The sequence below is a fragment of the Microbacterium resistens genome, assembly GCF_021172025.1.
GTDB classification, from domain to species: Bacteria; Actinomycetota; Actinomycetes; order Actinomycetales; family Microbacteriaceae; genus Microbacterium; species Microbacterium resistens.
Window position 1 is genome coordinate 3,550,865 of record NZ_CP082781.1, and the last position, 11,763, is coordinate 3,562,627.

General features: G+C 73.0%; 5 protein-coding genes. 1 reads left to right on the forward strand and 4 read right to left on the reverse strand.

Annotated features, from left to right (window positions below):
• Window positions 1-486: 486 nt before the first annotated feature.
• Window positions 487-7,488 (forward strand): DUF7507 domain-containing protein, encoded by a 7,002-nt coding sequence (locus K8F61_RS16670; protein ID WP_231819946.1) that lies wholly within the window; start codon window positions 487-489, stop codon window positions 7,486-7,488.
• A 98-nt stretch (window positions 7,489-7,586) separates the two neighbouring features.
• Here the strand turns inward: K8F61_RS16670 and K8F61_RS16675 are convergent, their stop codons facing one another.
• From K8F61_RS16675 to K8F61_RS16690, 4 genes are read right to left on the reverse strand one after another with little or no spacing between them, the layout of a single operon-like run.
• Window positions 7,587-8,507, reverse strand: a complete 921-nt coding sequence (locus K8F61_RS16675) for a PaaX family transcriptional regulator (RefSeq protein WP_231819948.1) — start codon at window positions 8,505-8,507, stop codon at window positions 7,587-7,589.
• Window positions 8,504-9,745, reverse strand: coding sequence for a kynureninase (locus K8F61_RS16680; protein WP_219087017.1), 1,242 nt, complete (start codon window positions 9,743-9,745; stop codon window positions 8,504-8,506). Before K8F61_RS16680 ends, K8F61_RS16675 begins: the two co-directional genes overlap by 4 nt.
• Window positions 9,742-10,824 carry an amidohydrolase family protein gene (locus tag K8F61_RS16685; RefSeq protein ID WP_231819950.1) on the reverse strand — a complete coding sequence of 361 codons (1,083 nt, stop codon included), beginning with the start codon at window positions 10,822-10,824 and terminating at the stop codon, window positions 9,742-9,744. The genes K8F61_RS16680 and K8F61_RS16685 overlap by 4 nt, the downstream gene beginning before the upstream one ends.
• Window positions 10,821-11,675: a tryptophan 2,3-dioxygenase gene (locus K8F61_RS16690; protein WP_231819951.1), complete on the reverse strand. Its 855-nt coding sequence runs from the start codon at window positions 11,673-11,675 to the stop codon at window positions 10,821-10,823. The genes K8F61_RS16685 and K8F61_RS16690 overlap by 4 nt, the downstream gene beginning before the upstream one ends.
• Window positions 11,676-11,763: the final 88 nt, after the last annotated feature.

Sequence of the window (11,763 nt, forward strand, 5' to 3'; positions counted from 1 at the left end):
CGACGGTCAGCGGCAACTACCAGATCGTGAACGAGTCGGTCGTGCCCGGCTGGTCCACGACCGCCACCGACAAGATGATCGAGCTGTGGCGCAGCGGGTTCCAGGGCGTCCCCGCCGCCGCCGGGAACCAGTTCGCCGAGCTCAACGCGAACCAGCGGAGCATGCTCTACCAGGACGTGGCGACCACGCCCGGGCAGACGCTCACCTGGTCCCTCAAGCACCGTGGACGCAGCGGCACGGACGTCATGCGCGTGCGGATCGGTGCCCCCGGCGCGCCCACGAGCCTCCCGATCGTCCGCGACAACATGGCGGACGGCAACACCGCCTGGGGCGCGTATACCGGCACCTACACCGTCCCCCCCGGGCCAGACGACGACGCGGTTCGGCTTCGAGGCGGTCTCGTCCGCGGGCGGCAACGCGAGCGTCGGCAACTTCCTCGACGACATCACATTCGGCACCGGGCCCTGTCTCGTCAGCAGCAAGTCGGTGACCAACGTCACTCGTGGCGGGACGACCGCCGAGGTGGGCGACGTCCTCCGCTACACGGTGACGACGCGCAACGACGGCGGCAACCCGGCGACGCAGGTCTCGTCCGGCGACGTCATCCAGGCCGGCCAGGAGTTCGTCCCGGGATCCCTGCGGATCGCGGCGGGCGCGGGGGCGGGCGCGCTCACGGACGCCGCCGGGGATGACCGGGCCGAGTACGTCTCGGGCGATCGGAGCGTCCGGTTCCGGATCGGTGACGGCGGTACCGCCGCCGCCGGAGGATCCCTCGCCGCCGGAGCCTCCGCCACCTACACCTTCGACACGCGGGTGACGCTCGCCGGCGCGGACACGACGATCCGCAACGAGGCCCTCGTCTCCTTCCGCGACCTGGACGGCCAGGAGCGTACGTCGCGGACCAACGAGACCGCCGTCCCCGTCGGCCCGGCGGCCGATCTCGGGGTCACGAAGACCCTCGACACGTCCCCCCTCGTCGCCGGTCGGCCGGTCACCTTCACGATCCGCGCCACGAACGCCGGCCCCCAGACCGGCACCGGCGTGACCGTGACGGACACGCTCCCGGCGGGTCTCACCCAGGTCTCCGCGACCACGGCGGGCGGCGACTGCACCGTGAGCGGATCGACGGTCAGCTGCGCGATGGCGGACCTCGCGGTCGGCGCGGATGTCCCGATCACGATCAGCGGCATCCTGAGCCCGGACTTCCCCTCCGGGTCCGCCCTGCACAACACGGTCACGATCGCGGGAGACCGGTTCGACCCCGACCGGTCCAACAACACCGCGGGCGTCAACGGCATCCTGTCGGCGTCGGCGGACCTGTCGATCCAGAAGGTCTTCGCCCCGGAGGCCCCGGTGGCGGGTGAGAACCTGACCTACACGCTCACCGTGCGCAACGACGGACCGTCCGATGCGCAGGACGTCACGATCACGGATCCGCTCGACCCCGACACGACGTTCGTGAGCGCGACGCCGGCCGAGTCCGCGTGCACCGTCACCGACGGCACCGTCCGCTGCGCCCTCGGCACGGTCCCGGCCGGCGAGGAGCGCTCGGCGGTTATCACCGTCACGCTCGCCCCCGGTGCGACCGCCGTGGTGCAGAACACCGCCACGGTCACGTCGTCGACGAACGACCCCGACCCGTCGAACAACGCCTCCTCCACCAGTTTCGAGCCGATCGTCATCGCGGATCTCACGGTCGTCAAGACCGCCTCGGTCGAGGAGGTCGCGGCGGGCGGGACGTTCGACTACACGATCGTCGTGCGCAACCTCGGCTCCTCCGCGGCGCAGAACGCGGTCCTCGACGACGTCGTGCCCGCCGGGCTCACGATCACCGGTGTCAACGGCACGGCCGACTGCGCCGTCCAGGACGGGACGGCGCTCCGCTGCGCCTGGGACACGCTTTCGGCGTCGGAGACCAGCACAATCGTGCTGACCGTCCAGGTCGACCCCGATGCTCCCGAGGGCACGCTGACCAACACCGCCTCCGTGGCCGCCCCCGCGGACGACCAGGACACCTCCAACAACTCCGACTCGGCCGACGTCCGCGTCGTCCAGAGCGCGGACCTCTCGGTCCAGAAGCTGCACGCGGGCGACCCCGTCCCCGGGTCCCGCTCGGTCTACACGATCTCGTATCGGAACAACGGTCCCTCGACCGCCCGGGGCGCAGTGATCACCGACGTCCTGCCCGTCGGCTTCACGCCCGGCGTGCTCGACACGGGCTGCACGGTGACCGACGGCGTGGTCTCCTGCGCGCTGGGCGATCTCGCCCCCGGTGCCGGAGCCGAGATCCACATCGAGGGAGCATGGGACCAGAACCTCACCGGCACGGTGAGCAACACCGCCGCGATCGAGTCGGCGACTCCGGACCCCGACGAGAACAACAACACCAGCACCGTGGAGAACGACTTCGCCCCCTCCGCGGACCTGTCGATCGTGAAGACGGCGGTGGAGCAGCGCTTCCCGCACATCGGCGGTCCGGTGGAGTACGACGTGGTGGTCCGCAACGACGGCCCCTCCGTCGCCCAGGACGTCGTCGTCGACGAGCAGCCCTCCGCCGGCGTGACGATCTCCGGGGCGGAGCCCTCCCGGGGCGTCTGGGACGCCGCGACGGCACGCTGGCTCGTGGGGCCCCTCGCTCCCGGCGCGAGCGCGACGCTCCGCGTCACCGGGACCTTCGCCGCGACCGGCGACGTGGCGAACACCGCCGTGGTCACCTCCGGCACGCCGGACCCGGATCCGGAGGACAACACGTCCACCTCGGTCGTGCCGGTGATCGCCGCCGCCGACATCTCGGTCGAGAAGACCGCGGACGTGAACCGGATCAGCGCCGGCGGCACGATCACCTACACCCTCACCGTGCGCAACAACGGCCCGAGCACCGCGGAGATCGTGAACGTCTTCGATCTGCCGAGCAACGGGCTCGTTGACCTCGCGACGACGACCCCCGAATGCACGGCGCGGGACCGCAGCGTCGACTGCACGCTGGTCATGTTCGAGGCCGGCGCCGAGTTCACCGCCACGATCACCGCACGGGTCGACCCCGCGACGACCGACTTCTCGGTGCTGAACGACGCCCGCGTCGTGTCGCCGGTCACGTACGACCCGAACGGACGCAACGACTCCTCGATGATCACCACGATCATCGAGCGCCACCCCGCCCTCGAGCTCGTCAAGACGCCGAGCGCTCCGGTCGACGTGGACGGCGACGGCCGGATCGGCGCCGGGGATGCGATCGACTACACCTTCACCGTCCGCAACACCGGCGATGTGCCCCTGCACGACGTGACCGTGACGGACGCGCTGCTCGGCGGCGCGGTCGACTGCCCGGAGCTCTCCGGCGCGACGATCGGGGTCGGGGAGTCCGTCTCCTGCGCGCCGGTGCGCTACCTCCTCACGCAGGACGACGTGAACGGCGGGACGGTGCACAACGTGGCCACCGCCTCCGGGACCGATCCCGTCGGGGCCGTCGTGACCGACGAGGGCACCGCGGACACGACGATCCCCTCCGTCAACGCGATCAGCCTGGTCAAGCAGGCCGGATCCGTCGTGGACGCGAACGGGGACGGGCTCGTGAGCGCCGGCGACACGGTGGACTACTCGTTCACGGTGCGCAACACCGGCACCACGACCCTCACGAACCCGGTCGTCACCGACGAGATGCTGGCCGGCGACGTGCTCTGTCCGGACGTGCCCGCCGAGCTCGCCCCCGGTGCCGAGGCGGCGTGCGGGCCGATCACGTACACGCTGACCCAGGACGACGTCGACCAGGGCATCGCGCACAACGTGGCCACCGTCATCGCGGACGCGCCGCGCGGCACCGTCACCGACGAGGCCGAGGCGACCGTGCGCATCGACGGCACGGACGCGATCGAGCTCGTGAAGACGCCGTCCGCGGTCCGCGACGTGAACGGCGACGGGCTGATCGGCGCCGGCGACGCGATCGACTACGTCTTCGCCGTGCGCAACATCGGGTCGACCACGCTCGAGCAGGTGACCATCCGCGACCCGCTGCTCTCGGCGGGACCGCTGTGCGGCGTGTCCCTGCTCACACCGGGCTCGCCCTGGACCTGCGGCCGCTTCACGCACACGCTGACCCAGGCCGACATCGAGGCGGGTCTCGTGCACAACACCGCCCGCGTCGACGGCACCGGATCCATCGGACCCGTCTCCGACGAGTCCAGCGCCGACGTCGTCATCACGGGCTTCAACGGCATCGAGCTGACCAAGGATGCCGGCGCGCCGGTGGACGCGGACGGCGACGGCCGGATCGGCGCGGGCGACACGATCGATTACACGTTCACCCTGCGCAACTCCGGGACGACGATCCTGCGCGACCTCGTGCTCAGCGACCCGCTGCTCGGCGGCGTGGTCGACTGCCCGGCCCTCGACGGCGCCGAGCTGAGCCCCGGCGACAGCCTCTCCTGCGGCCCGGTCGCGTACACGCTGACCCAGGCGGACCTCGACGCCGGCGCCGTGCACAACGCGGCCACGGCCACGGGACGCTCGACCAGCGGTCCGGCGACGGATCGGGACACGGCCGACGTGCCGCTGCCCGCCGAGGACGGCGTGGAGCTGATCAAGGACGCCGGAGCGCCGGTGGACGCGACCGGCGACGGACGCATCGGCGCGGGCGACACGGTCGCGTACACCTTCACGGTGCGCAACACCGGGACGACCACGCTGACGGGCATCGTGCTCACCGACCCGCTGCTCGGCGGCGCGGTGACGTGTCCGGAGCTCGACGGCGCGGCCCTCGCCCCCGGCCAGGCGGTGACGTGCGCTCCGGTGACTTACACGCTGACGCAGGAGGACGTGGACCGCGGCACCGTGCACAACACGGCGGAGGGGACCGCGACCGCGCCGGGCGGACGCACCGTGACGGATGACGACACCGCCGACGCGACCATCCCGGCGGTCGACGGGCTCGGCCTCGAGAAGGCCGCGGGAACGCCGGTCGACGCGAACGGCGACGGACGCATCGGCGCGGGCGACACGATCGAGTACACGTTCACCGTGCGCAACACCGGCACCACGACGATCACCGACGTGCGGCTGTCGGATCCGCTCCTCGGCGGCGAGCTCGCCTGCGATGCGCTCGCCGGCGTCGCGCTGAGCCCGGGAGACCAGGTCGTGTGCGGGCCGGTCGCGTACGCGCTGACCCAGGACGACGTGGAGCGCGGCTCCGTGCACAACGAGGCGTCCGTGACGGGCACCGCGCCGGACGACCGCCCGGTCTCCGGCGGGGACGACGCGGACGTGTCCTTCGTCCCGGTCGCCGCCGTGGAGCTGGACAAGACCGCCCGTGAGCCGGCGGACGCGAACGGCGACGGCCGGATCGGCGCCGGCGACACCGTGGACTTCTCGTTCCGCGTCGTCAACACCGGGACGGTGCGGCTGAGCGGGCTGGAGCTGCGCGACGGGATGCTCGGCGGCGCGATCGACTGTCCCGCGCTGGACGGCGCAGTCCTCGATCCCGGTGCGGCGATCGACTGCGGCCCGGTCACGCACACGCTGACACAGGCCGACGTCGACGCCGGTGCGGTGCACAACGTCGCCGAGGTCTCGGGCGACTCGGTGCGCGGGCCCGTGTCCGACGAGGACGCGGTCGACGTCGTCCTGCTCAGCACGAGCGGCATCGCGCTGGACAAGGTCGCCGGAGCCCCGGTGGACGCCGACGGGGACGGCGTGCTCGGCGCGGGCGACACGGTCGCCTACACCTTCACCGTCCACAACACCGGCACCACGACGCTGACCGACGTGGTCGTGACCGACCCGATGCTCGGCGGAGAGCTGGCCTGCGCGGCGATCGACGGTCCGCTGGCCCCGGGGGCCTCGGTCACCTGCGCGCCGGTGGTGCACACCCTGACGCAGGGTGACATCGACGGCGGCGTCGTGCACAACGAGGCCTCTGTCTCGGCGACCTCTCCGCAGGGCCCGGTCGACGACGACGCGCAGGCGGACGTCGCGATCGACGGCGCCGATGCGATCGGCCTCACCAAGAGCGTCGTCGCTCTCGTGGACCTGGACGGCGACGGGCGCACCGGTGCGGGCGACGCCGTGGACTACGCGTTCACGGTCCGGAACCTCGGCACCACGACGCTCACGGATCCGGAGCTGTCCGATCCGCTCCTCGGCGGAGCGCTGGACTGCCCCGCCCTGGACGGCGCGACGCTGGCTCCGGGCGCGAGCGTCGACTGCGGTCCGATCCGCTACCTGCTGACCCAGGAGGACGTGGAGCGCGGCACCGTGCACAACGAGGCCGTCGTCACCGCGACCGGCCCGCGCGGCACCGTCTCCGACGACGCGGCGGCCGATGTGGCGATCACGGGGGAGACCGGGATCGCACTGGTCAAGACCGCGGGCGCCCCGACCGATGCGGACGGCGACGGGCGCATCGGCGCCGGCGACACGGTCGCGTACACGTTCACGGTGACGAACACCGGCACGACGACCCTCACCGGCGTCGCGATCACGGACACGCTCCTCGGCGGCCCCGTGGCCTGCGACGCGCTCGGTGACGGGTCGCTCGCTCCGGGGGCCTCCGTGACCTGCGCACCTGTGGTCTACCCGCTCACGCAGGCCGACGTCGACGCCGGGACCGTCCACAACGAGGCCACGGCCTCCGGCACGGGCGGCGGCGCCGCCGTCAGCGACCGGGACACCGCGGACGTCGCGGTCCACGGGACGGACGGGCTGGCGCTGGAGAAGACCGCCGGCGACATCGTCGACGCGAACGGTTCCGGCCGCGTGGACGCCGGCGACACCGTGGTGTTCTCGTTCACGGTGACGAACACCGGCACGACGACGCTCCACGGCATCGCGGTGACGGACGCGCGGCTCGACGGCGACGTCGTGTGCGACCCGACCACGCTGGCTCCGGGCGAGTCGGTGACCTGCACCGGCCCCGCGGCCGTGCTGACGCAGGCCGAGGTGGACGCGGGAGCGATCGTGAACACGGCGACCGCGACCGGCGACGGCAGCGGGACGGTGACCGTGGACGACACCGTGACCGTGCCGATCGACGCGCCGGCGGCGGTGACGCTGGAGAAGTCCGGCGGCGACTACGTCGACGCGAACCGCGACGGAGCCGTCAGCGCGGGCGACACGGTGGCCTTCCGCTTCCGCGTCGTGAACACCGGTGCCGTCACGGTCACCGGCCTCACGATCGAGGATGCGCTGCTCGGCGGCACCCTGGACTGCGCCATCCCGGCGCTGGCCCCGGGCGAGAGCGCCGAGTGCGGCCCGATCGTCTACCGCATCACTGCGGCCGAGGCCGCGCGCGGGATCGTGGACAACACGGCGACGGTCCACGGCAGCGCCGGCGACGACCCGGTGTCCGGCACGCACAGCGTGCGCCTGGACCTGCCGGTGCTCGCGATCACGGGTGCCGTGATCGCCGGGCTCCCGTGGGCGATCGGCCTGCTGCTCCTCGGCGGACTCGCGCTCCTCGTCTCGATCCTCCTCCGTCGCCGTCGCTCCGAGGCCTGACGCCCGGTCGAGTGGTCAGTTTCTGCGGGTTCGCGCCCGCGCAACCCACAGAAACTGACCACTCGGCGGGGGAGGCGGGGCGACGTCCGCGGGGGCGGTCAACGTGAGGTGACCGCGCGGACGTGGCGGCGCGCGCCCGCGCGGAAGCGGCTCGACAGTTCGGCGAACGCCGCAGTGCTGCGCACCCCGGGCCAGTCGCCGGGCAGGACCGCCGACGGAAGACCCGGGTCGACGTAGGGCAGGATCCGCCACGCGTCCACGAGACGGACGTAGGCAGCGAAGGCGGCGGCCTCGTCGGCGCCGTCGACCACGTGCAGCGGGGCGATCGCGGCGAGGAAGCCCTCGTGCTCGTGCCGCAGGGCGTCCAGGTCCCACCATGCGCGTACTGCCGCCGGGAGATCCCTCGCCGGGGCCGCGCCCCGGAACAGCGTGACGAACTCCGCCGCGCCGAGATCGGCGACGACCTGAGCCGCCTCGTCGGCCAGGTGCTCCGGACAGATCCACAGCGCGGGGGAGACGGTCCCGCAGCCGATCCAGGCGAGGCCCCGCCGCAGCCGGTGCCGGAGGTCGCGTCGGCTCTCCGGCACCGAGAACGACACCAGGCACCAGCCGTCGGCGGGATCCGCCTCGCGCACGGCGAAGATCCGCCGATCGCCGCGGGCGAGCATCCCCGCCGCCGCCGGGTTGAGGCGGTAGCCGACGCCGTCGGAGCGGTCGGCGAGGAGGAGCCCCCGCTGCTTGACCCGGGTGAGCGCGCCGCGCACCCGGGCGGGCGGCAGCTCCAGCTCGCCGAGCAGGCGGACGAGGTCGGCGGCGGAGATCCGGCCGCCGAGATCGCGCAGGTACAGCCCGATCACCGTGCGCAGATACGACACGGTGCTGCCGGGCCGGGCGTCGACGTCGTCGAGGACGGGCCCGTCCCCGTCGGGGAGAGCATCCGTGCCGACCCGGGCCGCGTCGTCGCGCACGGCAGCGGTCCGCTCGACCGGGCCGGCGATGACGGAGGGCTCCCGGCTCATCGGCCCAGGGCGTCGCGCACGGCGACGACGCCGCGCACGGTCTCGACGTGCGAGGTGCTCAGCGGCGACAGGCCCAGGCGGATCCCGTCGGGGAAGCGGAAGTCGGGGATGACGCCCTGCGTCCACAGGGCCGCGGTGACCGCGCGGAAGTCCGGGTGGCCGATCGTGACGTGGCCTCCGCGCACCGCGGGGTCGCGCGGGCTCAGGAGCCGGACCCCGAGCGGGGCGAGCAGCTCGTCGTACGCCCGCACGGCGAGCTCCGTGAGCGAGACCGACTTCGCCCGCACGGCCTCGATGCCCGGCGCGCCGTCCGGTCCCGCCTCGTCGATGAGGTCGAGCATGCCTTGCATCCCGAGCATCGACATCACCGGCGGGGTGCCGCTGAGCAGTTGCCGGATCCCGGGGGCCGGCGCGTACTCGGGGCCCATCGCGAAGACGTCCGCGGCGCCCCACCAGCCCTGGATCGGCTGGCGGAGGAGCCCCTGGTGCTCGGCGCGGAGGTAGGCGAACGCCGGGGAGCCGGGCCCGCCGTTCAGGTACTTGTAGGTGCACCCCACGGCGAGGTCGACGCCCCAGGCGTCCAGCTGCATCGGCACGACGCCGACCGAGTGGCAGAGGTCCCAGAGGACCAGCGCCCCGGCGTCGTGCGCGAGGCGGGTGATCCCGGCCATGTCCGCGAGCGCCCCGGAGCGGTAGTCGACATGGCTCAGCACGACGACGGAGGTCGATGCGCCCACCGCGGCGGCGACGTCGTCCGCCGCGACGCCCAGGACCGGATCGGGATCGATCCACCGCACCGTGGATCCGGTCTCGGCGGCGATCCCCTCGACGATGAACCGGTCGGTGGGGAAGTTGCCGCGCTCCACGACGATCTCGGTGCGCCCGGTCCCGGTGCGGGAGCCCACGGCGGCCCGGATGAGTTTGTAGAGCAGGACGCTCGTGGAGTCCGCGACGACGGTCTGACCGGCGGCGGCGCCCAGAGCGACCTCGGCGATGCGGTCGCCGAGGCGGAGCGGGAGCTCCATCCACGCCTCGTCCCAGGACCGGATCAGGCGCGTGCCCCAGTCCTCGCGGACGAAGCGGGCGACGCGTTCGGGCAGCGCCGCGAGCGGCCGCCCGAGGGAGTTGCCGTCCAGGTAGGCGTGGACGCCGGGGGCCTCCGCAAATAGGGCGAGGCGATCGTGCAGCGGATCGGCCTCGTCGAGGGCGGCGGCGCGGGCGAGCAGGTCATCCGTCATGCGGACTCCTTCGGATCGGGGCGTCGTGTCGGCGCGGGGGATTCGGATCCGGACGGGGCATCGTGGCCGTGCTCCGTCGGGGCGGGGTCGTGGGCGAGGTCCCCCGCGGCGAGGGGGTGCGCGCGGGCGGGGTCGCCGTCGGGGAGCAGCAGGAGAGCGCTCCCCCGCAGGAGCGGATCCGCCGGGGCGAGCGCGCGGAGGAGCGCGGCGTCCGTGACCCCCGCCGCGCGCAGGTCCCGCACCTCGTCGACACGGAGGTCGACCGGAGTGTCGCCGTTGCCCATGTCCGTGCCGTACCGAACGGTCCCGCCTGCGGCGTGGAAACGCTGGAGGTTGTCGATCGCGTGGTCCCGCTCGATTCCGGTGTGGATCGCAAGTGTCGAGATCCACGCGACCGAGGCCGCCTGCCGGGCGATCTCCGCGTCCTCCAGACGCTCCGTGAAAGGGGCGTGGGCGAGCACGTCCGCGCCCAGGCGGGCGACGCGCGCCGCCTCCCCGGCACCCTCCGCGTGCGCGTGGACGGCGAGCCCGCGGGCGTGGGCGAGACGGACGAGGGCGGCGAAGAGGTCGTCGTCGAGGACCGGGCCCGCCGTGCTGTTGCTCGTCAGCTTGACGCTCGTCGCCCCCGCGTCGTGCATCTCGGCGACCGCACGTGCCGCGGAGGCGAGGTCGGTGATCTCGCGCACGGATCCGGGCGGCGCCCACGGCCGGTCCGACGGGTAGCCGCCGGGCGCGGTGAGGAAGGCACCCGCGTACTCGATCCGCACGACACCGGCGTCGCCGGGCCGTGCAGGCTCCGGCGTCGGCGAGGCGTGCGCCTGGCACAGGGCGCGGATCCCGCCCGGGTCGGCGCCGAGGTCGACGACGCGCCCGAGCCGGCTCCGTGCGAGCAGCGACGGGTCCACGAGCTGCAGGTGCACGTGGTGGTCGGTGAAACGGCCCGTGACGGTCCCGGCCAGGCGGGGCGTGCCCGGAGGGGCGGTCTCGGGTCGCAGTCGGAGCCCGGGAGGGTCCGCCTCGATCCGGCCCTCGCGGATCGCGGTCCCGTCGAAGAACGAGACCGCGCGGACGACGGTCACCGTCCGATCTCCGTGCGGACGGCGTACAGCTCCGGGAAGAAGGTCAGCTCCAGCGCGCGCTGGAGGAAGTCCACCCCGCTGGAGCCGCCCGTGCCGATCTTCCTGCCGATCGTCCGGGTCACGGTGCGCAGGTGCCGGAAGCGCCAGAACTGGAAGTTGTCCTCGACGTCGACGAGCTCCTCGCACGCCTCGTACAGGTCCCAGTGGCGGTGCGGGTCCTCGTAGACGGCGCGGATGACGGGGACGAGTTCGTCGTGCATCCGGTACGGGAGCCGCACGTCCCGCTCCAGGATCGCCCCGGGAACGGGCAGCCCGCGGCGGGCGAGGAGTCGCAGGAACTCGTCGTACACCGTGGGCCGCTCCCATTCGGCGGTGAGCAGGGCGAGGTTCTCGGCGTGGTCGCGGAAGAGGCCGAGCATCCGCTCGTTCTTGTTGCCCAGAGCGAACTCCACCGCCCGGTACTGGACGGACTGGAATCCCGACGAGTTGCCCAGGTCGCCGCGGAACTGCGCGTACTCGGTGGGCGTGAGCGTCGCCAGCACGGACCACTGCTGGGTGAGGACCTCTTGGATGTGCTTGACCCGCGCGATGTGCTTGAGCGCGGCGCGCAGGTCGTCCTCGGCCAGCCGGGCGCGCGCCGTGCCCAGCTCGTGCAGGACGAGCTTGAGCCACAGCTCCGTCGTCTGGTGCTGGATGATGAACAGCAGCTCGTCGTGGTGCTCGGGGCGGCTCACCGGGTGCTGTGCGGAGAGCAGCTGATCCAGGGCGAGGTACGAGCTGTACGTCATCCGGTCCCGGAGGTCCGTGACGATCCCGTCCTCGATGTCCCTCTGGTTCTCCTCGGTCGCCATGCGAGAAAGATACCGCAGCTGTGTCGATCGTCACAGGTGTGAGATGTCCCCGCCCTCCGGCGTCGAGTGGTCAGTTTCTGCGGGTTCA